Origin of the sequence: Flavobacterium panici (assembly GCF_024499525.1) — a bacterium.
In the GTDB taxonomy this organism is placed as follows: domain Bacteria; phylum Bacteroidota; class Bacteroidia; order Flavobacteriales; family Flavobacteriaceae; genus Flavobacterium; species Flavobacterium panici.
On the sequence record NZ_CP100437.1, the window covers coordinates 5930120 to 5955592 of the forward strand.

Sequence of the window (25473 nt, forward strand, 5' to 3'; positions counted from 1 at the left end):
GTTTTTTCTTCCTAATATAAATATTTTTTCAGGCTGTAATAAACAACAAAAATTAAACAGCTTTTAAAATAGAAAGGATTTACGTTTTTCATTTCCTGCTCTCAGGCAGGAAAGAAAAACGTATCCTTATTTTACAAAAGTTTTAAAATAATAGCAAACATTTATAAAAAGAGAACTATGAAAAAAACAAGAGCAATGGTTGTCTTGTTAGGTTTGCTTTCAGCAGCCTTGCAGGCACAAACCATAAACGTGCATTTTTCGCATTATGCAGGAAAACAATATATATACATGCTGGAAAAAGGCAGCAAAAAAGATACCATCGCCACAGGAAAATTAGATACAGAAGGTAAAACAGTACTCACTATCCCGGCAGCCAAAAAAGGCTATGCAGGAATTTCGCATTTTGCCCTTACAGACGGTGGAGGAATGGATTTTATTGTAAACAACGAGAATTTTACTATTTCCTGCCTTGAAGAACAGCCTAATTTTGAAAATACAAAATATACAGGTTCCCCTGAAAATGATTTTTTAAATCAAAAAATAAAGCAGCAAAAAGCAATTCTGGACAAAGTTGGTTTTGTGCAGTACGGTCTTAATTTATATAAAAAAGAAGAACCTATCCATGCTGCTTTCCAAAAAGAAAACGAAAACCTGCAGCAGCAGTTTACCGCACTTAGAAACGAAACTGCAAAAAGTACTTTATATGCAGCGCGTTTTATAGAAATATACCGTTTTTTAATGGGCATAGGCAGCAGTTTTAACCAGACAGAAGAAGAAAAAGCAAAAGAGTTAAATCTTTTTGTAAAAGAAAAACTCGATATGCAGGCACTTTATAACAGTGGTTTCTGGAACGAAACCATAGAAGGCTGGGCAGATTTACAGCAAAAGGTAATTAAAGATGATGCCATTTTACTGGCAGATACCAAACAAATCCTGTCACGTATAAAAAGCAAAGAAATTTATACTGCCTTTACAGAAAAAATCGTGACCGTGTTTACTAAAGAAGGAAAAGATGATCTGGTAACAGCAATAAGCGAATATGCCGCAAAATCAGGAAAATTAGAAAAACCGAGCAAGAAATTAACAAATACTATTAATGCTCCGGTAGTTGGTGCAAAAGCACCAGTATTAGAAACTCCGTCGGGCAAAAAAACAGTCAATAAAAAAACCTTGTTATTTTTTTACGAATCGGGCTGCAACAACTGCGAGAATGAAATTCACCAGTTACTGGGCAATTACCAAATCGTAAAAGACAAAGGCTACGAAGTAATAAGCATAGCCGCAGACATGACCAAAAATACCGGAGACGGACACGATCACGCCTTTCCGTGGGCAGCACAATTATGCGATTACAAAGGTTTCGCAGGCCCAAACTTCCAAACCTACGCCATAATAGGAACCCCAACTTTTTTCACCATAGATGAAAAAGGTATAATCACAGGGAAATATGCGAGGTTAATTGATACGGGAATACTTAATTAATTGTGAGTTGTTGATTGTTGATTGTGAATCTTTTTGTCATTTCGACCGAAGGGAGAAATCGCACGCGGGATTCGACAAAGATTGGTTAATCACTTTGTCGAGTTACTAGTGCGATTTCTCCCTTCGGTCGAAATGACAAACGGCGTGATTAATACTATTAGTGTCACCCTGAGCGAAGTCGAAGGGCGCAAAGTAACTCCGCAATATAACTCAGACCCGACAGGTTTTAAAAACCTGTCGGGTCTCTTTGTGTTAAAACGGTGCGGTTATACAATCTTTGTCGAGCTACTTGCGTGTCCTTCGACTTCGCTCAGGATGACAAACGTTGTCGTTAAGTTAATCTTTGCCCACAATCTTGTCATCCCGAGGAACGAGGGATCTGCGCAAGTAACTCCGTAAAGTATGTCTTCAATCTTTATCGAGCTACTTGCGCAGATTTCTCCCTTCGGTCGAAATGACAAACTCTCGTCTCTCCACAATCTTGTCATCCCGAGGAACGAGGGATCTGCGCAAGTAACTCCGTAAACTAAATCGCCAATCTTTGTCGAGCTTCTTGCGCAGATTTCTCCCTTCGGTCGAAATGACACAAAAGATGCAGAAATTCTCTCTACCCAATCTTGTCATCCCGAGGAACGAGGGATCTGCACAAGTAACTCCACAAACTAAATCGCCAATCTTTGTAGAGCTTCTTGCGTGTCCTTCGACTTCGCTCAGGATGACAAACGTTGTCGTTAAGTAATCTTTGTCAAAGTTTAAAACTTTGACAAAGATCCGTACGTGCGCAATGACATAAAAATTCGTGCAAATTCGTGCAATTGCTTCGCCTGTTCGCTATCGCTCGGGTTGTGGCAAACCTAACAACTCACAATTTCAAAGAAATCCTTTTTTTGAAACTGTTTTTGTTTTCAGTACTTTTACATTACTAAAAAAGTATTTTGTCAAGTTTAAAAAAACAATCAAGCAGTTTAACTGAAAAAGCTGGGATTTCATCTCCTGAAATCACCAATGTTTCGGCTATCAATCAAATTAAAAACAAACGCAGACAGCAGCCTTCTGCTTCTGAATTAATCTCTGGAATTCTTTCCGGAAATATAACCGCACTGAGCCGTGCCATTACACTTGTTGAAAGCACAAATCCCGAACATGCCGCAAAAGCAGATGAAATTATAAAAGGCTGTCTTCTGCATGCTAATAAATCAATCCGCATAGGAATTACGGGTGTTCCCGGTGTTGGAAAAAGTACTTTTATTGAGGCTTTTGGAACTTATTTGACTCAGGCGGGAAAAAAAGTCGCTGTTTTGGCTGTTGATCCCAGCAGTTCGATTTCCCACGGAAGTATTCTGGGTGATAAAACCCGAATGGAGGAACTGGTAAAAGATGAAAATGCTTTTATCCGTCCGAGTGCTTCTGGAGAAAATCTGGGCGGCGTTGCCCGTAAAACCCGTGAAACGATTATTTTATGCGAAGCTGCAGGTTTTGACACGATAATTATTGAAACCGTTGGCGTGGGACAAAGTGAAACTGCTGTTCACAGTATGGTAGACTTTTTTCTATTATTAAAAATTTCTGGTGCGGGCGATGAACTTCAAGGTATTAAACGCGGTATTATGGAAATGGCAGACGCAATTGTCATCAATAAAGCCGACGGGGATAATATAAAAAAAGCGAATCAGGCAAAACTGGAATTTAACAGGGCTTTGCATTTATTTCCGCCAAAAAAATCAAACTGGCAGCCAAAAGTTACGACTTGCAGTGCTATTACCAAAGAGGGAATTTCTGAAATCTGGAATACCATTTCTGATTATTTTGAACTGACGAAAGAAACGGGTTTCTTTCAGGAAAAAAGAAACGAACAAAACCAGTTTTGGATGATGGAAACGATCAACGAACAATTGAAACAAAATTTCTACAATCAGCCCGAAATTATTTCATTATTGGAACAAAATAAAAAAGCGGTGCAAAACAATGAAATATCACCTTTTGCAGCCGCTCAGCTTTTATTAAATCAATATAAAAAGAGCTTCTAATTTCTTAAAGCTTTTTTTACTATTTCATTTATTTTACATTAATTGAAATTGTATAAGTCTCTTCACTTTCCTGAATAGGATATTTACCAGGAACTAAAATATCTGAATTGAATTTTAAAGGTTTAACTAATTCCGGAGCTATAGTTTGTCCTTCCGGTATTAAATAAACTTCACCATTACGTAATAATCCTTTTTTATGTTCTTCTGTTAAAGCACTTTTTTGAATTGTCATGACAAATTTCTCGGCTTCATTTGTAACACGCACTGGTGTTCCATCAGTGTTTGGCTTAGAAAAACCATAGGTCTTCCAATCGTAAAAAACAAAATTACAAAACCCTTCCGGCTGACTGCAGTCAATATTATGTGCTCCCCAAGCATGCACAATAACACCTTCATAGTGCGGTAAATATCTATGAGTATTTGGTTGATTTTGCTGTTCTGTTTTTGATGATTCAGCATTTTGATCTTCACTTGAATCGTTGTTACAGCTTATAAAAAAAACTGCAAACACAAAAACTAACATCACTTTTAATACTTTAGATTTTTTAATTTTTTTTTGTTGTAAACTTTTCATAATAAATTAATTTAATTGATCCCTACTCTATTATTGGCTTTTCAGGTTACGCCTTTTGGTTTAGTATAGATCAATTAAATTTATTTTTTGTTACCCTTTTTGTTTGAATTTTAACACAAAAAAAAGCTGCTAAGTATGAAATTACATACCTAACAGCTTTTTTTAAAGTTACTAAGTTACTGAGGTTCTAAGTTGCTAAGGTTTTCTACATGTTGTTATTTAAACTCATCAACTTAGAATCTTAGCTACTTAGAACCTTTTCCTCTAAGCTTATATTTATTTTCCTTGTATAAATTACCTGCGGTTATAACGTGCGCTAAGGCATCTTTTGCTAATTCCTCGTTTAATTTAACGGGAATTAAAGTCGTATCGTTTTTGATTTCGAATTGAAGCGGTTTTAAATTTGGCTGCATAATCACAACTTGATTCTCTACTCTAAAAGCGTTGATATCGTTGAATTGCATAATCGATCTCCCCTGCACTTTCGGATCTAATTTACTCAGGTTTCTTCCCACCATTGGTGTTTCAAACGGAAGTCCTAAATAACTTAATAACGTTGGCGGAATATCGATTTGACTTGCCAGTCTGTCATAAACTGCGCCTTTTGGAACTCCGGGCCCCATAATAAAGGCCGGAATATGGAATTTATTTATTGGTACTAAATTCTTTCCGTAGGTTCTCGTGTTATGATCTGCGATTACGATGAAAATTGTGTTTTTGAAATACGGCTCTTTTTTAGCCATTTCGAAGAATTTCCCAATCGAGAAATCGGCATATTTCATGGCGTTGTTTACCGTTGCTGCTTTTTTATCAAATTGTTTTATTCTTCCCGCCGGATATTCAAATGGTTCGTGATTTGAAGTCGAAAACATTAAAGAGAAAAATGGTTTATCTCCTTTTGATTTGAAATAATTATTGGCTTTCGTAACCAAATCTTCATCAGAATAACCCCAGGTTCCCTTAAAAGCATATTTATTTCCATCTGATTCAAAATCTTCCTGATCTACAATATCGCTGAAACCGTTTCCGTTGAAAAACGAAGCCATATTATCAAAGTTTGCCATTCCGCCATAAATGAAACTCGTATCGTATCCTTTTTGTTTTAAAGCATCGGCAAGCGTAAAAAACCCTTGTTGCGAGTTTCCAAGTTTTACCACACTTTCAGACGGCGATGGTAAAAATCCGGTTACAACAGCTTCGATTCCGCGAACACTTCTGGTTCCGGTGCAGTATAAATTGGTAAACAATAAACCTTCTTTTGATAATTTATCAAATTCCGGCGTTAAAGGTTTTCCGCCTAAAATTCCAACATATTCTGCGCCTAAACTTTCCTGTAGAAAAATCACCAAATTGTATGGTTTTTTCTTAACCGAGTCCGGCTGCTGTACATGCAGAAACGGAATTTCGGCATCTGTAAAATCTGTTGGGCCGGCGATCATGTATTTTTTTACACGAGCAATGGCTTCGGCTTCATCCATTTTACCATACATTTTTGTGTTTCCTTCATTCTTAATTGAATAAGCAGCAAAAGCAACCGTGTAAAATGAATTTAACCCTAAAGTATTTGTCAATTGATCTGTCGAGAAAACAGCGTTACTGGCATTAATAGGACGTTTTGAAGTAAGACTTGAACGTGCTCCAAAAAACAATAAAAATGCTACTAATGGAAAAGCGATTAGTTTGAATTTATATTCGGTACTCGTTGTATAAAAATATTTTTTTCCTTTTTTGAAGGCGAAATAAATCACAACTCCCAAAATCATGAAAGTCACAATGATGGAAGTCAGGTAACTTTTTAAAAGCATTCCAACTACTTCTTTAGGATAAATCAGATAATCTAAGAAAATCTTATTGGGACGTGTGTCGTATTGTTTTACGAAATCAGGCGAAGCTAATTCTACAAAAAGAATCAGAAACAGGAATAAGAAACTATAAATTACTAAAAACTTATTGGTGAATTTCAACCATTTATTTGGCAGAAAAGTAATTAAAACAGCCGGCAGAAAGGACAAATAACACAGTAAAATTAAATCCATTCGCAAACCAATTGGAAAAATATACCAGAAATCTGGTGTCTGCTCTACCCTTTCTTTAAAAAGGAAAAATAAAAATATTCGGCTTAAGGTTGTAATCAGTAATCCGATTAATATAAAATTGAAAATAGGTTTTAAATAACTTAATTTTTTCATTAGATGATTTATATTAGTTTTTGGTGAGAATATGAGAAGATGTTAACTCGCTAAGTTTTTGTTTTATTCTGTTATTTTTTAATCTCGCAAAGTCGCAGAGTCGCGAAGTTTTTGTTTTTTAAGTCTTCAAATAAAACTTTGCGTCTCTGCGACTTTGCGAGCAATTTTCGTTGCTGAATAAAAGACTTTAAAAAAACTTGGAAACATAGGAGACGCACTGCAGTGCGTCTCTACAGGTGCGCCTCTACATGTACGTTTCTACATATGCGTTTTTACTCTTCGTAACGGTTTATTTCTCTGTCGTAAAATTCATTGGCTTTAACAATAAGACCTTCCATTTCGGCATTTAATTCTGCTTCATCAAGATCTTCGGCTTCTTCCATAAATTCAACCTCATCATCTTTTAAGTTGATTATAAATCTTGGATAATCAAGGTGAATGATGAAAATATCATCTGGAAAATCAGTATTATCGCCAAGTAAAAATTTAGGTAAGTCCATTTTATATATGTTTATTTTTTTAATTTATAATGTTTATTTTTGGCCCACAGATTAAACAGATTGTGCAGGTTAAACAGATTTTATTCAAATAATGCACAGTGTAAATCTGTTTAATCTGTGAAATCTGTGGCCTATATTTTAAACCTCAAATTTAGTTATTTGCAAATGAATTTGAGATTAATTTCTTTGTGAGGTAATGAAAGCGCATGTACAGGAAAATTGCCGCTGTGGTTAATCCTGCTAAAAGCCCTATCCAAACGCCCTGCGCCTTCCAGTCTGTATATTCTCCTAAATAATACGAAATAGGAAAACCAACAACCCAATAGGCTACAAAAGTAATATACATGGGAATTTTGACATCCTGCAAACCACGTAATGCGCCCAGAACTACAACCTGAACTCCATCTGAAATTTGGAAAATAGCAGCGATCAATAATAATTTTGAAGCGATTTCGATTACTTCGGTATTGTCTAAAATTTGTCCGCTGTTTTCCATATTTAAAAAGATGTGTGGGAAAAAATCATGGAAAACGACAAACAGAAATGCAAAAAATGTTTCGATTACAATGGCAAGCAAAAATATAGAACGCGCCACAACAACGAGGTTTTTATAATCCTGCAATCCTCTTTGGTTACTTACTCTAATCATCGACGTTACACTTAATCCCATCGCAAACATAAAAGTAAGCGAAGATAAACTCAACGCAATTTGATTGGCCGCCTGACTGGTTTTACCAATATTTCCGCAAAGCCAGATGGAAGCGGTAAACAATACGACTTCAAAAAGCATTTGCATAGCAGACGGAAATCCTAAGTTTATTATTTTTTTAAGCGTTGCGCTTTTAATTTCGCTGAAGCTGAAATTCTTGAAAAAATGTTTTAAGTCATTTCTTCTTGACAGCATAATATGCATGAACATAACCAGAAATATTCTCGAAATAACAGTACCAAGTGCCGCACCTATAATTCCCATTTTAGGAAAAATCCAAATACCGTAAATCAACACATAATTGATTCCTACGTGAAGTACGTTTGCCATAATCATGGCGTACATCGAATATTTAGTCATCGATTTTCCGTCGGCAAACTGTTTATAACCCTGATACATTACTAACGGAATCAGTGAGAAAGCAACCCAGTCTAAGTATGGTTTTGCGAGTACAATTACTTCTTTAGGCTGTTCTAACAATTCCATTAATGGTTTTGCCAATACAATTAAAGTAAAAAGTAATAACCCGATAATGGCGCATAAAAACAAACCGTGATGAAATGCAGAACGAATTTTGCCATCGTTTTTTTCGGCATCGCCTTCGGCTACAATAGGTGTAATAGCAGTCGAAAAACCAATTCCTAATGACATCGCAATAAAAATCATACTGTTTCCAAGTGAAACTGCCGCCAATTCTGTACTTCCTAATTTCCCTACCATTATATTGTCGACAATACCTATTAAGGTATGCCCAACCATGCCTAATATAATAGGATATGCTAGTCTGAAATTATACGAAAACTCTTTGGTGTACTGCTTTAAACTCACTTTACTGCTTTTTTAGTGGGCAAAGATAATGAGAAGCTTCGAATTCTATCCTATTAATAAAAAGATAAGCCAATTTTAAGGCTAAAATTAGCATATCGTAATATTATATAACGATTTCTAAAAATTATATAACAACTCCAAAAGACCTCTATTTTACTTTTACATTATTAATAATTCAAAGATATATGCCATGAAAAAATTACAGTTTATATGCCTCGCTGCATTCGCATTTTTTTATTCAAATGCCAGTTTTGCTCAAGATAATGCAGCAACAAATTACGATCAGGGTTTTAGGTTAGGAATTGGTTTAAACGGAGGTATCCCAACTGATACTGACGATTATGATTTTTCACTTGGTGGAGACGTTCGTTTACAATATGACTTATCTAAAAGAACATCTTTGACATTAACTACAGGTTTTACAAACTTGTTTGTGGGGGGTAAAGATGAATTAGGAAATAACATAAAAGATCTAGGATTTATTCCTGCAAAAGCTGGTTTTAAAGCTTTTTTCTGGGAAGACCAATTTTATGTTCTGGGTGAAGTAGGTGCCGGTTTTGCAGTAACAAACGGGTACAATGACACCACATTTTTATGGGCTCCAGGAATTGGGTATGCCAACAAATACATTGACGTGAGTGTCCGTTATGAGGACTACGACAAGTTCAATACCAATCAAATTGCGCTTCGTTTAGCGTATGGTTTTGATCTATAAAAAGAAAGGTTTATTTTATTTTTTTGTTTTTGGTAACAAACCCGGAAGTTTTCATAGTCTTCCGGGTTTTGTATTTTATTAAAGTATCGAAAAAAATACTTTATAAAAATCTCCATTCAATTATCATAGACCAAATAGTTTATTACTGTTCCGTTTATTTTTCTGCCACAGATTAAAAAGATTAAAAAGATTTTTTGCAAAGGCTATTCTAAAAAAACAATCAGTGAAAATCCTTTAATCTGTGGCAAAAATAACACAATACAGGTTTCTGCTTTCCTACAACAAACCCGACAGGTTTTAAAAACCTGTCGGGTTTGTTGTTGATCGTGGTAAGATTTTGATTGAGAAATCTTTGTCAAAGTTTTAAACTTTGACAAAGATAGGTGCGTATAAATTTTAAAGTTAAACCAATTATCTAATTATCAAATTGACACATTATCTAATTCTCATTCAAAAACTTTTTATCCGTCAACGTTTTCATAAAAGCAATCAGCTGCTTTTTTTCTTTATCAGATAAATTCAATTTGTCTTCGGGCAGTGTTTGATTTGGTACATCAAATCCTAAACCTACTCCTCCACCCTGATCATAAAAATCTATAACTTCTTCCAGCGTTTTATAAACACCATTATGCATATAAGGAGCTGTAAGTTCGATATTTCGTATCGTTGGTGTTTTAAACGAATTTTTGTGAATAGCAGCCTGAGTAATTACAAACTTCCCTAAATCACCATCTAGTTTTTTACTTTTATCAGGAACACCAAGAATTTCACTTTCAGATCTGTCAAAATTTGGCGGAACAGTTCCGTTTGTTAACGGAATAAAATGACAGGTTGCGCATTTCCCTTTTCCGGCAAATAAATTAAAACCTGCTTTTTCATCTGCCGTAAAAGTTGTTTTATTCTGCATATAATCATCAAATTTTGAATCATAATGACTCAAAGAACGAATATAAGATGCCAAAGCATTTTTGATCGCAAATTCGTTTATTTCCCCTTTTGGAAAAGCTTTTTTGAACTCTTTTACGTAGTCCGCATTTTTTTGAATTGCTAAAGCTGATTTCTCCAGAGATCCATGCATTTCGTTTTCATTTTTAATTACTGCAACCGCCTGATCTTCGAGATAACTTACTCTCGAATCTGTAAAAAACACACGCTGAAATGCAATATTAGTAAGCGTAGGTGTATTACGCTGAATCATTGATTTTCCGTCTAATGTAACGGCCCTTTCTAATCCGTCTGTAAAAGCTTTCTCAGCATGATGGCATGAAGCGCAGGAACGTGTATTGTTTCCGGATAAAATTGGGTCATTAAATAATTTTTTACCAAGGGCAATTTTTTCAGGCGTTGTTTGATAATCGGGAAAACCTGAAAAGGCTTCGGGATCAAAAGCATCTTTATCAAATAGCGTTTGGGCTGTTGCTTTTAAACCTCTTTGTTCTTTCATTAACGGAATTCCTAATTCTGTCTGTGTTTTATAAAGTCCTTTACTTAACGGATTTAAAATTTCTTTGATAAAATAAGCACGATCAAATGCATCAAAATTGTTGTTCGCGTGCAAATATTTTTTTCCTTTTTCTAAAACTTTAAGTACTTGATTGGAATTTGAAACCTCTTTATTTTCAAGATAAACGCGGTAGTATTTTTCGATTGTTTCCAAAGCTGTTGAAGCTTCCGGAAGTGAATTTAGCACAACCGGCGAATCAAATCCTGTAATTCCTAAAGTAATAATTCTATAAACTTCTAATCGCATGGCATCAAAAACATGGGCATCAGTCAATTCATTTGAATTTGAAACTTTTTCTAACCGAATTAAATTTGCTGATAAAACGCCTAATTCCTGAAGCAGTTCTTTTTTGTTGTTTTTATCGTATTTCGGAAAAACGAATTCTTCAATAACCTGAAATCCTTCGGGCGGAACGGTTATATTATCATTGTCTTCAAACTCAGGTATTGCCGGCCCATTGATTGATTTAGAGACTGCTGGCGAATAATACTCACTTAATAATTCGACTTTTTTATAACTTTTATGTGCTTCGAGAAATTGTTTCTGAATTTGTGCTTCTGCAGCATCAGATGTTACTGAATATTTTAGTTCATTAACTTTTTCGATTAATAAAGTAATGTCTTTTTGAAACAATGTATTTATTTCCTGATGTTTGTCTTTTTTCTGACAAGCAGCAAACACAAGCAGGAAGAACAAACAATATATTTTTTTCATAGTGTAATGACAATTAAAAGAGGAATAGGTAGAAAAAACAGAAACCACTACCTCAAATTGAAATAGTGGATAACTGTTTTTCGATAACTTAACAATTTATCTTGCCAAACCTTGTATAACTACAATTTGACTTGCCTGGTTTTCTTCAGGACGGTTTGCTCCGCCATCAGGTTTTAAATATTTTGTACCAGTCCATGAGTGAGGCTGAATACTTAACATAAAAGTATCTGGAATACCTAATTGTTCAGAAACATCAATTAATGCTCCATATTCCCAAACTCCTTTTTTGCTTGGATCAAGATCTTTTGTCTGTACATTATATTTAGCTGCATCTGCTGCCGTACGACGGTGGTCTAATTCTACTACAACTTTCAAACCTTTAGTTGCAATATTATATTGATAGATATAAGCATCATGCGTTTCATCTCCGTATCCGTTAGCATCTTCTTCAATGTAAACGTAGTTTTTAGTCACACAAATGTTATCCGGATTTTGGAATTTACCAGCAATTCCGCTGCGGTTATCACCGTCAAGAATCACTTCAAGAGTTCCTTTTAACGGGTCAGCTGCATCAAGATTTAATCTGTAAACTCTACCGTATTTAGTTCTTGAACCATCAGCATTAGTTTTATTAATATCTTGTCCAGTTACGTTAAAATACAATTCACGATCTGCATTATCACCGCCTTTACGGTAATCTAAATCTTCTACACGACCAAATTTAACCGCTTTTAAAGTATTTACAGCCGCATTAATCTGTGCACCTGTAAGCGTTTTGTGATCGTCAATTTTTACAAAAGAAACTGGGTAAGTTTTACCAGTCTCCATATCTTTTTCTCTCTGGTTATCGTCGTTTCTTTTTAGCATATACAAAGAACCATTGGTTAAATCACCCACAGTATTTGCTACGTACATAAAAACCTGACCTCCGTAAGTACCAGAATCGTCATCGCCAATTACAACAACCGTTTTACCTCTATAAGCAGAAGAACGTAATGGCAAAGCATTCTCTGCACTTAAACGACCAAAACTTGCTAACTCTTTAGAAACTGATGCAGAACCTGCGCTTCCGTAAGGATCTAATGCATGTGTACGAGATTCTTCTCCAGATTCTCCACAAGTTAAATAAACAGGTCCAAAACCATGTTCTGCTTGTGTAGCCATAGTTGCACCGCACAATCTCCAGGTTCCTCCGCTAGAATTTAATAAATATTCTCCTTTAGTAGGTTTGAATGTTTTGTCAAGTGTAATTCTTGAAACTGAAAAGTTGTCTTCGTTATTTACCAAAAAAGTAAAAGTTCCATCTGTATTTTTCAATAAACCAGAACCATCTGCAGAACCTCCAAAAATATATTTTGGACTATCCGGAAAAACGTCATCTGAACTAAAAAGAGAATAAATCTTCAGGTTTTCAAAACCTGCCTGTGCCTTTAATAAACTTGGCGTTACAGATTGATCTTTTAACACAACACTTGTTGTTTCTGTTTCATCTTTAGAGTCGTTGTCATTACAAGATGTAAACACCGAACCTAAAATAAGTAGAGGTAAAATAATTCGTTTCATTTAGCTAAATATTGGTTTTTATTTTTTTACAAAGTAAATCCCTACTCTTTAACTAAAAATGACTTAGACATTATCAAAAAAATAAGGCTTTTGGCAAAAACACCTTACGAGAGCAAAAAAATTAACATTAATTTAGTAATACAAAATACACTTAAACTTTCAGTAACATAAAACCGAAAAAAGAGTCTTACTTTATGACTCCCAAAAAACAAACCCGACAGGTTTAAAATCTGTCGGGTTTGCATAGAATGTTGAAAAATTATCTAATTATCAAATTGACACATTATCTAATTCCTAACTTTTCTCCAAAGTCTTCTTATACGTTTCAAAATTGTCTTTAATCTCTTTAGGCAATTCCGGAACCTGAATATCGGTGTATTGTTTCATTTCTTCCCAAATAATCTTTGCTACAATATAACGTGCCATATCTTTATCATCTGCAGGAATTACGTACCAAGGCGCATTTTCTGTCGAGGTCTCGTTTATCGCTTCTTCATAATATTGCTGATATTCGTCCCAATGTTCACGTTCTTTTAAATCGCCTGGAGAAAATTTCCAGTTGTGCTTTCCTTCTTCTAAACGGCGTAATAAACGATTCTTTTGTTCATCTTTACTCAAATGCAGAAAGAACTTCATAATCACAGTTCCGTTTTGAGTGACGTGTTTTTCGAAATTATTGATCTGCTCGATTCGGTTTTTCCAGAATTTAGGTTTAATATCGTCAACCGAATTAATTCCCGGTAAATTCTCTGCCAAAATAAATTCAGGATGCACTCTCGTTACCAAAACATTTTCGTAATGCGTTCTGTTAAAAATCGAAAACTTTCCTTTTTCAGGCAAAGCAATATAATGACGCCATAAATAATCGTGTTCCAGTTCAGTCGAATTTGGTGTTTTAAAACTATGAACCACAACCCCACGCGGATTAAATTCTTTAAAAACTTCTCTAATCAAACTGTCTTTTCCCGAAGTGTCCATTCCTTGAAGGCAAATCAAAACACCATATTTATTGTGCGCATACATCACATCCTGAAAATCGCTTAATTTTGCCTGAACTTTATCCAGTTTCTCTTCTTTTTCATCATCGCTTGCATCAATATTTAATAAAGTTGGAAGTTTACTTAATTTAATTTTATCTGTGACTTTAAAATCTTTCGGGTCTATTGATTTCATATTTTTTGATTTTCATTTTTAAGAGGTAAAATATGTTATCGCTTTTCATTTATTCATTATTAAATGGCTTTTTCAAAACAGCGATTTCATATTTTCAAATTTTGTATCATAAATATAGTAATTTTACGAAGCATATTCCTGCTATTCATTGCAATACTTTTTCAATAAATTGCTTTTTTCCAAAGCCATAACAAGAGCTTCCGCTGGTCGCTTTGTTCTGTCAGGAAAAAATTCAATTTCTTTTCAAAGTATTTCCATTGCTATCAGGGCTGGGCAATTATTTTCAAAACAACATTCATGGAAAAATTCACATTAGAAATATTATTTCAAATCATCGGAATCGGTTCGGCATCAGGATTATTTTATAACAATGATGCGCTTTATATTATTGGCGACAACAGCGGATTCTTATACGAATACAATATGCAGAACCAGCAGTTAAACCAACATCCTTTAATTGATAATCCAACGCAAAATATTCCGAAAAACCTAAAACCTGATTTTGAATCTTTAACGCATCATAACGATACTCTTTATGTTTTTGGTTCCGGTTCTACCGAAAATCGAAACAAAATGATTGAGTTTGATATTAAATCGAAAACCGTTTTACAAAAAAATAATTTAGTCGATTTATATACCGTAATGCAGAATTTCGGTTCTATAAAACCAGAAGATTTCAATCTTGAAGGAGCCGTTTTTGATGGCGAAAACTGGTACTTATTCAATCGCGGAAACGGAATTTCAAACAAAAACACCATTTTTACGATTCATGCCAAAAGCCTTGGAGATGAATTTGCTTTGGTTGCGACCAATTATAAACTGCCAAAAATAAAAGGCGTTCGCTCTAGTTTTACCGATGCTATTTTAGTGGAAGATAAAATCTATTTTCTTTCTACTGCCGAAGACACAAAATCAACTTACGATGACGGGGAAATCCTTGGAAGTTTTATTGGAAGAATTGACCTTAAAACCATGAAAATTGATTTTACTCAAAAAATAACTTCAACTAATAAATTTGAAGGTTTGACTTTCTATAAAAAAGAAAATAACAAAATCGAGTTTTTACTTTGCGAGGATAATGATACCGATCTTTTAGAGACTAAGGTTTTTAAATTGACTTTGCCGATAAAATAAGCTTTGCGAAACTCTGTGAAAATCTTTGTGAAGCTTTGTGTTATAATTTTACCGCAAAGATTCGCAAAGAAAATTACGCAAAGAGACACAAAGTATTTTGATTACAATAATAACGTAGAGGCGCACAGCAGTGCGTCTCCGCAAAGAATGTAAAAATGATTGATGACAAGATTGCGATTTACGAGACGTTAGACGCACTGCTGTGCGTCTCTACAATAAAACCATTCTTAAAATATTCACATCCTTTAAAACAAAATCATAAAACAAAGACACACAAAGAATTTCGATTACAATAATAACGTAGAGGCGCACAGCAGTGCGTCTCCGCAAAGAATATAAAAATGCTGAATGATAAAAATTACGGATTTACGATACGTTAGACGCACTGCTGTGCGTCTCTACAATAAAACCATTCTTAAAATATTCACATCCTTTAAAACAAAATCATAAAACAAAGACACACAAAGAATTTCGATTACAATAATAACGTAGAGGCGCACAGCAGTGCGTCTCCGCAAAGAATATAAAAATGCTGAATGATAAAAATTACGGATTTACGATACGTTAGACGCACTGCTGTGCGTCTCTACAAATACCTTCGTTGAGAAATATAGGTTTATAAAATAATTTCAATTTTATGAAAAAAGGAATTCTTTCATTGATAATAATTCTTACTCTTTCGGCAGGCGCTTATTTATTTTATACCTTTAAAATAAATAATAAAGAAAAGAAAAACTTAAGCACTTTAAGTATTGAAGAGTTAACTTCAAATGTGAAAAAAAATCACAAGACTTTATCTCCAAAAGATTTAGATCCAAAATCATTTATTCTTCTTTTCAAAGAAAAATACAATAAAAAGTCTGCGCTAAATTTTGTATCAATGCTTGGGGATTTTCCTGATAACTGGGTACAGCCAAAAGATGTCGAATATTTAATTTCGGTTATGAATTCTAAAGAAAAATGCTGCGGATATATGAATGTTTTTTCTTCAACTCTTTTAACTGAAGATGCTGAAGTTGGAGGTTTTGCAATAATTTTTCTAAACTCCTATATTTCTAATACAAAAATTAATTTAGGTTTAAACAGTAATCCAAAAATTGACAAGGAATCAATTAAGAAAATTGAAGATTGGTATCGAAATACAAAAAAATAAAATTCGAATTTATTTTAATTTCGAATTTACAAAACGTTAGACGATACTGTGCGTCTCTACATAAAACCTTTGTAACTTTGAAACTATGAACCTTTGAACCTGAAAAAAAACTTTTTTTTCAACCTCGTCCCAACCTTTTTATCTTTTTCGCTCTCTTTATAATTAAAGACCAATATTGTGATAAACGAAACGCTAATTTCTAACTGCAAAAAAATGAACCGCGATGCCCAGCGTCAGGTTTATGAGCATATGGCTCCAAAATTGTATCGCGTTTGCAAACGATACCTCAAGAAGGAAGAAGAAATCGAAGAAGCCTTGGCCGACGCTTTCTATACCATATTTACAAAACTAGATCAGCTTAAGGAAGAAAAAGCCTTTGAAGCCTGGGCCAGAAAAATTGCCGTTAATTACTGTTTGGCTTCCATCAAGAAAAACACCAATTTCAACATGTATCTTGATGATGTAAAAATGCTTGCACAGCCATTTACAGAAGAAATGAACTCATTAGAAGAAGAAGACTTACTTAATTTATTAAACCATATTCCGGATGGCTGTAAAACTGTTTTTAACCTTTTTGTTATAGAAGGTTTCGGACATAAAGAAATTGCAGCAATGCTTAACATTTCTGAAGGCACTTCAAAATCACAATTGAATGCCGCGAAAACCAAGCTAAAGGAATTAGTAAATAAATTGTATTATCAAAAAGCAAAATAGTCATGGACAATCAAGATAAAATATTCAACAGATTTAAGGAAGCTGCAGATAATGCAGAACCAAAAGATTTTCCGGGAATGGAAAAAGTCTGGTCACGCCTTGAAGACAAACTAGACCGAAAAGAAGATAAAAAAAGCATTGCACTCTGGAAAAAAATCGCCGTTGCTGCTTCACTTTTATTAGTAATCTCTTTAGGATATCAGTTTTTAAAAACGGAAAAAACGGCTATTATTCAAACACCAGATAAGGTTGTGGTTAATGAAACTGAAAAAGAAACAATTGGAAATTTTAATATAGAGAAAAACAAAGCTGTAGTCGCTGCAGATTCACAATTAGTTCCAAAAGAAGAAGCTCTTAAAATTCTGGAGAAACAAATAAAACACCAAGAACCAGTTGCAATACATGAAGTTCCAAGTGCTGCTAATGTAGCTGCAGCACCAAATTATGATGCGATGCCTGCACTTAGTGCGCCTGCTCCTGCCGTTACAGAATCCGCATACTCAGAAGAAGAAACTGAAGTCTCAAAAGCTAAAGACAAAATAGATGTAGGTTCTGGATATTCACGAAAATCAGAAAAAGAAACTTTTAAAGCCTCTTCTGCAGAAATGCAATCTCAAAGAGCTAAAAAAAGTGCGCCTTTAGTTATCCTAAACGGAAATGCAATGGCTCATAGCGACGAGGTGAAAAAAGATAAAATGATGCAGGCCGAAATTACAAATCTAGAGCCTGAAAACGTAGAATCCCTTGTTATTTTAGATGAGCCTTTGTACATTATTGACGGAATCTACTATTCTGAAAATGATTTATTTGGAAATAATCCGACTAGTCCTTATGCTCCTTTAGACAAACAAGACATTAAAACAATAACCATTTTACAAGATCTTGAAGCCACATCAAAATATGGCGAAAAAGGAAAAAAAGGAGTTGTTATCATAACTACAAAAACAGGAAAACCGGCTTTAAAGAAATAGCCAAAACTCACAAAATCTTAGTCAAAGTTTTAAACTTTGACTAAGAAAAAAATCCGAACATTAATTTAAAACTTACTATCATGAAAAGTCTAAAACTTATTTCATCAGCCATTGCTATGCTTATATGTTTCGTGTCAATGGCGCAGGAAAGAACGATTACAGGAATTGTTACAGATGAAACTTCTATGCCAGTTCCGGGTGCTACTATTATCAACCAAAATTCAAAAGCAAATTACATAACCAGTTTTGATGGAAAATACAGTATTCAGGCAAAAAAAGGAGATATGCTTATTTTTAGCTTCATTGGATATAAAACGCAAAGACAAAGAGTTGAAAATTTAAATACAATTAATATACAGCTTTTTTCGGATACTCAAACCTTAAGTGAAGTTGTAGTTGTGGGTTATGGCTCAAATGATTCTGAATATGAAAGTCGAAGTTATGCACGTGCCGAAAAAAGAAAAGAGAAAAAAGATATTTCTCAGGCACTTAAAGGAAAAGTTGCCGGGGTTCAGGTCCAAAGCAATGTAGGATATACGGCTAGTCCAAGTCCAAGTATTGCCATACGCGGAGCAGTCTCTGTTTCTCCAAAAAATGAACCAATGTATATTGTTGACGGAGTAGCAATAAAAGCCGATCAAATGGCAAAAATTAATCCGAATGATATTGACAATGTATCTGTTTTAAAAGATGTGGCGGCAACTTCTGTTTATGGCAGTAAAGCTTCAAATGGTGTCGTTGTAATTTCGACCAAAAATGAACTTTACAAAAATCTTTCTGAAAAAGAATTAGATAAAAAACTAAATCAGATCACTCCTATTCGTCCTGTTGAACCAACGCAGGAAGATTATGATGCTTTTACAGAAAATGCTTTTGAAAGTCCAAAAACGGCTCCGCTTTCTACTTTTTCTATTGATGTTGATAATGCTTCTTATACCAATATCAGACGTTTTTTGAATAGCGGACAACAAGTTCCAAAAGATGCGGTGCGTGTAGAAGAAATGGTCAATTTTTTTAAATACAATTATCCACAGCCAAAAAACGAACATCCATTTTCTATCAATACAGAAGTAAGCGATTCGCCATGGAACTCACAAAATAAAGTTCTGAAAATTGGTTTACAGGGAAAAAACATTCCAATTGAAGATTTACCGGCTTCAAATCTTGTTTTCTTAATTGATGTTTCGGGTTCAATGAGCGAAATGAATAAACTGCCTTTATTAAAACAATCTCTAAAAATATTAGTAAACGAATTACGCCCAAATGACAAAGTAGCCATTGTGGTTTATGCAGGAGCAGCCGGAATGGTTTTGCCCCCAACTTCTGGAAACGAGAAAAAAACAATAATTAAAGCGCTGGATAAATTAGAAGCCGGAGGAAGTACGGCCGGAGGCGCAGGAATTGAACTGGCGTATAAAATTGCAACAGAAAATTTCATTAAAAGCGGCAACAATCGTGTAATTCTGGCTACTGATGGCGATTTTAATGTGGGAAGTTCTTCAAATTCTGATATGGAAACATTAATCGAAGAAAAAAGAAAAACAGGCGTTTTCTTAACGTGTCTGGGTTACGGAATGGGAAATTACAAAGACAGCAAAATGGAAATCCTTGCTGATAAAGGAAACGGAAATTATGCCTATATCGATAATATTCAGGAAGCAAATCGTTTTCTTGGAAAAGAATTTAAAGGTTCGATGTTTGCGATTGCAAAAGATGTAAAAATCCAGATTGAGTTTAACCCAAAACAAGTTCAGGCATATCGATTGATTGGTTATGAAAACAGAAAACTTCGTCCGGAAGATTTTAAAAATGACGCAATTGATGCAGGAGAATTAGGAAGTAACCATACCGTTACGGCTTTATATGAAATTATTCCGGCTGGTGTAAAAAGCGATTATTTAAATGTTCAGCCAGATGATTTAAAATACACTCAAACCGAAACAAGTTCAAACAATTACAGCGGTGAACTGGCGACAATAAAATTTCGTTACAAAAAACCCGACGGCGATAAAAGTATTGAAATGGTTCAGGTAATCAACAACAAATCGGTTAGTTTAGACAGAGCTAGTGATGATTTTAAATTTAGTACAGCCGTAGCTTGGTTTGGATTAAAACTAAGAGATTCAAAATTAATTTCTGATAAATCATCTGAAGCTATTGCGGAATTGGCACAACAAGGAATGTCATTTGATAAAGGAGGTTACAAAGCTGAATTTATTCGTCTTATTGAAACTTCTGAAGAATATAATTAATAAATATTTCTTTACATTTGGTTTTTAATCGAATCATTAATTTTAAAAAACGTATGAATCCTATTTTAAGCCAAAATCTATTTTTAGTTAAAGAACATATCGGAATGTTTAAAGCTGCTAACAACTACGACATTTACGACCCGGAAACGAATCAAATAATTATGAACTGCCGAGAAAATAATCTTGGTTTCTTTACTAAAGTATTTCGTTTTACAGATTATAAAAGAGCAACGCCTTTTAATGTTGAAATCACAACTGCTTCGGGCGAAAAATTAATTTCGGTAAAAAGAGGAATTGCAATCTTTCGTTCGACAGTTGAAGTTTTTGACGAAAAAGACAGGTTAATTGGAACCTTCAAACAGAAATTTTTCTCATTTGGAGGAAGATTTGAAATCTTAGATAAAAATGACAAACCTGCTGCAACATTACAAGGGAAATGGACAGGATGGGATTTTAAATTTTCTCACGAAAATAAACAACTTGCACAAGTAAGCAAAAAATGGGCCGGATTAGGAAAAGAGTTTTTTACAAGTGCAGATAATTATGTACTTCAAATTGAAGAAACTGTACCATCTGATAGTCCGATTAGACAATTAATTCTTGCTGCCGTTATGTGTATCGACATGGTTTTGAAAGAATAACAAAGTTGTTAAACTTAGATTAAGAAAACACCTAAAAGCATCATTTTAGTTGGCAAAAGTTTTATTTTTGTTAGACTTAAAATGATGCTTTTTGCATTTCTAAACATAAATCATGACAGACTTAAAAAATAAAAATGCGCTTATTACAGGCGCTGGTAAAGGAATTGGTAAAGCAATCGCCATTGCATTGGCAAAAGAAGGTGTAAACGTAATTCTTCTTGCCAGAACGCAAGCCGATGTGGATCAATTAGCGGCAGAAGTAAATCAGTTTGGTGTAAAATCTTTAGCATTATCTGCAGATGTTTCTGATATCAATTCTGTAAATGCTGCCGTTGAAAAAGCTTTAGCCGAATTTAAAACTATTGATATCCTGATTAATAATGCCGGAATTGGTGCTTTTGGAAAATTTCTGGAATTAGAACCTGCAGACTGGGAAAGAATTATTCAGGTAAATTTAATGGGAACGTATTATACAACCCGCGCTGTTATTCCGCAAATGATCGAAAGACAAACGGGAGATATCATCAATATTTCGTCAACCGCAGGATTAAACGGAAATGCTGTTACAAGTGCTTACAGTGCCTCAAAATTTGCTGTTATGGGTTTAACCGATTCTCTAATGCAGGAAATGAGAAAACACAATATCCGTGTTACTGCCTTAACGCCAAGCACAGTTGCAACAGATTTAGCAATTGATTTAAAATTAACGGATGGAAATCCTGAAAAAGTAATGCAGTCTGAAGATGTTGCTGAATTGATTATTGCACAGCTTAAACTAAACCGCAGGGTTTTTATTAAAAACAGCAGTATTTGGTCTACTAATCCTTAAAAAAATAAACTCCAAATTTTAAATTCCAAATTCCAACTCTTAGTGTAATTGGAATTTGGAATTTAAAAAAATTGGAGTTTTTCAAAACTAAAATGATGGAACAATATTTAAGACAATTAATTGCGATAGAATTTCAGGATAAAAAAGAAATTTTTACCGGATTTCTTATTGATTATTCTGATGACTGGATTTTACTTCGAAACAATCCGGTTGATTATATTTTGGATGGCTTTGTTATTTTAAAGAATAAAAATATCGAAGCAATTCACCGGGATGAAGACCTCGTTTTTACCGAAAAAGTTATTCGTCTAAAAGGAATAAATATTAATACCGAAGATATTATTCCAATTCAGGATTTGAATGCTATTGTAAATTTTCTTGATAGAAAATATACTATTTTTCAGATTGCTAAAAAATCTTCAAAAGCGGTCTATTTGGGTAAACTGATTTCGCTTACACCAGATGAACTATTAATTGATTTCCTTGAAACAAAAGGTAAATTTGGCGGTGAATTAGCTTTTAATCCTGAAAAAATCAGGGTAATTGAATTTGATACGGATTATATTAATTCTTTGAAATTGGTGATTCCTGAGAATCAGAAGTAGTTATAAAATAAAAAAGCCTCTTTTTATGAGGCTTTTTTATTTGTCATTTCGACCGAAGGGAGAAATCGCACTAGTAATTCCGCAAAGAAAATCTCCAATCTTTGTCGACAAACTAGTGCGATTTCTCCCTTCGGTCGAAATGACAATACTTTGGATATATGGATGTCGCGATAACTTTGTCAAAGTTTTAAACTTTGACAAAGTTAAATCACATGTATTTTTAAGCTTCCGCCAATTTATTTACAAACTCCAAACGAACACTTCCGTCTTCATCAATTTTAGTTAAATTGATTTCGTGCAAAGTATTAATCAGTTCCGGGTTCCATGGCGTTTTTACTTTTACGTAGTTTTCTGTAAAACCGTGAATGTAACCTTCTTTATTTTCACTTTCGAATAAAACTGTTCTGTTTGTTCCTATTTGGCTTTCGTAGAAAGCACGACGTTTTTTAACCGATAATCCGCGTAACATTTTGCTTCGTTTTGCTCTTACATTCGCAGGAACAACTCCCGGCATATCTGCAGCTTCTGTATTATCTCTTTCAGAATACGTGAAAACGTGCAGATAAGAAATATCCATTTCGTTTAAGAAATGATACGTTTCTAAGAAATGTTCGTCTGTTTCTCCAGGGAAACCAACAATTACATCGACACCAATACAAGCGTGCGGCATAACTTCACGAATTTTATTTACACGGTCCGTATAAACTTCACGTAAATAACGACGTTTCATTAGTTTTAAAATATCGTTGCTTCCTGATTGTAACGGAATATGGAAATGCGGTACAAAAGTTCGGCTTTTTGAAACGAAATCTATAGTTTCGTTTTTCAATAAATTTGGTTCGATAGATGAAATACGAAGACGTTCAATTCCTTCAACTTCATCTAAAGCTTTCACTAAATCAAGAAAAGTATGCTCGTGTTTTTTATTCCCGAATTCGCCTTTTCCGTAATCTCCAATATTAACTCCGGTTAAAACAATTTCTCTGATATTCTGAGCCGAAATTTCTTTGGCATTTTTTAAGACATTTTCTAAAGCGTCACTTCTTGAAATTCCACGCGCTAACGGAATGGTGCAATACGTACATTTATAATCGCAGCCGTCCTGAACTTTCAAAAATGCACGGGTACGGTCGCCAATAGAGTAACTTCCCACATAAAAATCAGCTTCGGCAATTTCGCAGGAATGAACCTCACCCATATCGTTTTTGCTCAAATCGTGAATATAGTCTGTGATTTTAAATTTCTCGGTAGCTCCAAGAACTAAATCAACACCGTCAACGGCTGCTAATTCTTCTGGTTTTAATTGTGCGTAACATCCAACTGCTGCAACAAAAGCTTTATCATTAAGTTTCATTGCCTTTTTTACAACCTGCTTAAACTGCTTATCTGCATTTTCTGTTACAGAACAGGTATTGATAACATATATATCTGCAATTTCTTCAAAATCGACACGATCAAAACCTTCGTCATTAAAGTTTCGGGCAATCGTAGAGGTTTCTGAGAAATTCAATTTGCAGCCAAGCGTATAAAAAGCAACTTTTTTTCTATTTTCCATAGGAATGCACTACATTTATAGTAGTAAGATATTATATTTACATCTCTATTAAAGAGTTTGCAAATTTACATACAATATTCTTGAAAATAAAATCAATAATATACTATATATCAATATTTTGCATAAAGCATCAATTTTAAAACGCATTAAAAAACCAAATAATAAATCAATTATTTCTTAAATTTTGTATTTTAGGAGATGATAATTTTGGATTCAATAAGAATAAAATGACAAAATTATCGATTAAGTGCAAATTTTATCGATTAAATACATTTTTTTGTCTTTTAAATTAAAATTTTCTTACATTTAACTTTGCTTAGAAAATTTCAGTGTTATATTGAGTTTTTATAGATTTTAAACTTTAATATTAATATAATAACAATTCATGTAAAACAATTTTGATTTTCAATCGTTATGTTGTTGTTTTGTTATTAAAAAACGAATGGGAACGCCGAAAACCATAAAGAGTAGGCAAAAATTAAAAATTAAAAACTCCACTATGAAAGCATTTTTACCCACGATCTGCTTGATGTTCTTGACCATTTTTAGTTCGCAAGCGCAAACTAATGCCCCAGCTGCAAATGCAAACCCATTTCCATCTATTAGTACTTTAACAAATTGGGCGAGTTTAAACTCTCAATCACAATTTGATATTGCAATTCGTGCGGTTGGATTTAAATTTGAAGTAAAGGAGCCAAGTACAGAATCTACAGCTTACACTTATATTCGTAAAGTAACTGTAAATGAAGTAAACTATACTGATAGAATTGTTTACAGAATTACTAATAATAATTCTGCAAGTATTATCTCTTTAGTTACTGCTTCTACAGATTTAGTAAGTTTATATACTCCACAATTAGCAACATTCAAAAATAACAATTGTAAAACTGAAATGTCTAAAGACAAAAATACAACTTGCAGCTGTTACGAAAGTGCGGTTTATGCAATTGATCTTTGCGACGAGCGTGTAAAACTTACAATGGGTGACGGAAATAAATATTTTGTTTCTGTAGCTAAAAAATAATTCCAAGAAATTACGTTTTCCAAATCTTTGCAGACTTTTACAGTTTTCAAAGATTTGGAGGAACGCATTTCTTAAAACAATTCCTTATAAGTTTGGATTTTTGAGTTCGTACCAAACTTCTATTTCTCCTTGATACTCGAAAGAATTTACAAAATGAAAACCTAGTTTTTCTAAAATCTTTCTGGAATTTTCATTTCCCGCATCCGCAAAAGCGTAAAGTTTTTCTACTTTCATTTGGTTAAAAGCATAATCAACAAAAGCTTTTCCAGCTTCTGAGGCGTATCCTTTTCCCCAATGTTTTTCGATAAAACGATATCCTAACTCGTAAAAGTTTTTATGCTTATTGATTTCGTCCGTAATATACTTTATTCCTGACCAGCCAATAAATTCATTGGTTTCTTTTAAAACAACAGCCCAGCGGCCTGTTCCAAAATCTTTGTATTGCTTTTGAACAAATTTGATATAATCAATACTTTCTTCAATATGCTTTACGGGATTATTCCCTAAAAACAAATGCACATTCGGATTCGAATCCAATTCGAACATTCCTTCTGCATCAGAAATTTCTAATTCCCGTAATATCAAACGTTCTGTTTCGATTGGATTTTTCATCTCAA

The 25473-nt window shown here is 34.0% G+C and carries 21 protein-coding genes; 12 read left to right on the forward strand and 9 right to left on the reverse strand.

Going from position 1 to position 25473, the window contains the following annotated elements; all coding sequences use genetic code 11:
- Positions 1-177 precede the first annotated feature (177 nt).
- A complete protein-coding gene (locus tag NLJ00_RS24860; protein WP_256635812.1) occupies positions 178-1482 on the forward strand; it encodes a peroxiredoxin family protein in 1305 nt (434 codons plus the stop codon).
- A 935-nt stretch (positions 1483-2417) separates the two neighbouring features.
- A complete protein-coding gene (gene meaB / locus NLJ00_RS24865; protein WP_256635813.1) occupies positions 2418-3509 on the forward strand; it encodes a methylmalonyl Co-A mutase-associated GTPase MeaB in 1092 nt (363 codons plus the stop codon).
- A 28-nt stretch (positions 3510-3537) separates the two neighbouring features.
- On the opposite strand, the gene NLJ00_RS24870 is transcribed toward meaB, so the two are convergent.
- The 4 genes from NLJ00_RS24870 to NLJ00_RS24885 all read right to left on the reverse strand — a co-directional run bounded on the left by NLJ00_RS24870 (position 3538) and on the right by NLJ00_RS24885 (position 8309).
- On the reverse strand, positions 3538-4083 hold the full coding sequence (locus tag NLJ00_RS24870) for a hypothetical protein (protein WP_256635814.1): 546 nt from the start codon (positions 4081-4083) through the stop codon (positions 3538-3540).
- A 245-nt stretch (positions 4084-4328) separates the two neighbouring features.
- Complete coding sequence (locus NLJ00_RS24875; protein WP_256635815.1) at positions 4329-6272, reverse strand: LTA synthase family protein; 1944 nt, start codon at positions 6270-6272, stop codon at positions 4329-4331.
- Positions 6273-6544: 272 nt separating this feature from the next.
- Positions 6545-6772 carry a hypothetical protein gene (locus NLJ00_RS24880; protein ID WP_073484329.1) on the reverse strand — a complete coding sequence of 76 codons (228 nt, stop codon included), beginning with the start codon at positions 6770-6772 and terminating at the stop codon, positions 6545-6547.
- 151 nt (positions 6773-6923) lie between these two features.
- Positions 6924-8309 (reverse strand): MATE family efflux transporter, encoded by a 1386-nt coding sequence (locus tag NLJ00_RS24885; protein ID WP_053474024.1) that lies wholly within the window; start codon positions 8307-8309, stop codon positions 6924-6926.
- A gap of 190 nt (positions 8310-8499) precedes the next feature.
- Between NLJ00_RS24885 and NLJ00_RS24890 the strand changes: the two genes are divergently transcribed.
- The gene (locus NLJ00_RS24890; RefSeq protein WP_180856395.1) at positions 8500-9024 is read left to right on the forward strand and encodes a hypothetical protein; all 525 of its coding nucleotides are present in this window, start codon (positions 8500-8502) and stop codon (positions 9022-9024) included.
- A 439-nt stretch (positions 9025-9463) separates the two neighbouring features.
- Here NLJ00_RS24890 and NLJ00_RS24895 read toward each other — a convergent pair whose 3' ends face one another.
- The 3 genes from NLJ00_RS24895 to NLJ00_RS24905 form a co-directional block, all read right to left on the reverse strand.
- A complete protein-coding gene (locus tag NLJ00_RS24895) occupies positions 9464-11242 on the reverse strand; it encodes a cytochrome-c peroxidase (protein WP_256635816.1) in 1779 nt (592 codons plus the stop codon).
- Between the two features lie 96 nt (positions 11243-11338).
- Positions 11339-12805 carry a PhoX family protein gene (locus tag NLJ00_RS24900; RefSeq protein ID WP_256635817.1) on the reverse strand — a complete coding sequence of 489 codons (1467 nt, stop codon included), beginning with the start codon at positions 12803-12805 and terminating at the stop codon, positions 11339-11341.
- 294 nt (positions 12806-13099) lie between these two features.
- Positions 13100-13978: a PPK2 family polyphosphate kinase gene (locus NLJ00_RS24905; protein ID WP_256635818.1), complete on the reverse strand. Its 879-nt coding sequence runs from the start codon at positions 13976-13978 to the stop codon at positions 13100-13102.
- 297 nt (positions 13979-14275) lie between these two features.
- On the opposite strand from NLJ00_RS24905, the gene NLJ00_RS24910 reads away from it, so the two are divergent.
- From NLJ00_RS24910 to NLJ00_RS24945, 8 genes are all read left to right on the forward strand, one after another.
- Complete coding sequence (locus tag NLJ00_RS24910; RefSeq protein WP_256635819.1) at positions 14276-15112, forward strand: DUF6929 family protein; 837 nt, start codon at positions 14276-14278, stop codon at positions 15110-15112.
- A 637-nt stretch (positions 15113-15749) separates the two neighbouring features.
- On the forward strand, positions 15750-16265 hold the full coding sequence (locus NLJ00_RS24915) for a hypothetical protein (protein WP_256635820.1): 516 nt from the start codon (positions 15750-15752) through the stop codon (positions 16263-16265).
- A 213-nt stretch (positions 16266-16478) separates the two neighbouring features.
- Positions 16479-16979, forward strand: coding sequence for an RNA polymerase sigma factor (locus tag NLJ00_RS24920; RefSeq protein WP_053474076.1), 501 nt, complete (start codon positions 16479-16481; stop codon positions 16977-16979).
- 2 nt (positions 16980-16981) lie between these two features.
- Positions 16982-17950: a hypothetical protein gene (locus tag NLJ00_RS24925; protein WP_256635821.1), complete on the forward strand. Its 969-nt coding sequence runs from the start codon at positions 16982-16984 to the stop codon at positions 17948-17950.
- 80 nt (positions 17951-18030) lie between these two features.
- On the forward strand, positions 18031-20202 hold the full coding sequence (locus tag NLJ00_RS24930; protein WP_256635822.1) for a YfbK domain-containing protein: 2172 nt from the start codon (positions 18031-18033) through the stop codon (positions 20200-20202).
- A 53-nt stretch (positions 20203-20255) separates the two neighbouring features.
- Positions 20256-20843: an LURP-one-related/scramblase family protein gene (locus tag NLJ00_RS24935; RefSeq protein WP_256635823.1), complete on the forward strand. Its 588-nt coding sequence runs from the start codon at positions 20256-20258 to the stop codon at positions 20841-20843.
- A 112-nt stretch (positions 20844-20955) separates the two neighbouring features.
- Complete coding sequence (locus tag NLJ00_RS24940) at positions 20956-21672, forward strand: 3-ketoacyl-ACP reductase (RefSeq protein WP_180856386.1); 717 nt, start codon at positions 20956-20958, stop codon at positions 21670-21672.
- A gap of 92 nt (positions 21673-21764) precedes the next feature.
- Positions 21765-22277: a hypothetical protein gene (locus tag NLJ00_RS24945; RefSeq protein ID WP_317044747.1), complete on the forward strand. Its 513-nt coding sequence runs from the start codon at positions 21765-21767 to the stop codon at positions 22275-22277.
- Between the two features lie 220 nt (positions 22278-22497).
- On the opposite strand, the gene mtaB is transcribed toward NLJ00_RS24945, so the two are convergent.
- The gene (gene mtaB, locus NLJ00_RS24950; protein ID WP_180859761.1) at positions 22498-23832 is read right to left on the reverse strand and encodes a tRNA (N(6)-L-threonylcarbamoyladenosine(37)-C(2))-methylthiotransferase MtaB; all 1335 of its coding nucleotides are present in this window, start codon (positions 23830-23832) and stop codon (positions 22498-22500) included.
- Positions 23833-24331: 499 nt separating this feature from the next.
- Between mtaB and NLJ00_RS24955 the strand changes: the two genes are divergently transcribed.
- Complete coding sequence (locus NLJ00_RS24955; RefSeq protein ID WP_053474077.1) at positions 24332-24856, forward strand: hypothetical protein; 525 nt, start codon at positions 24332-24334, stop codon at positions 24854-24856.
- Positions 24857-24940: 84 nt separating this feature from the next.
- On the opposite strand, the gene NLJ00_RS24960 is transcribed toward NLJ00_RS24955, so the two are convergent.
- Positions 24941-25468, reverse strand: a complete 528-nt coding sequence (locus NLJ00_RS24960; protein ID WP_180859760.1) for a GNAT family N-acetyltransferase — start codon at positions 25466-25468, stop codon at positions 24941-24943.
- Positions 25469-25473: the final 5 nt, after the last annotated feature.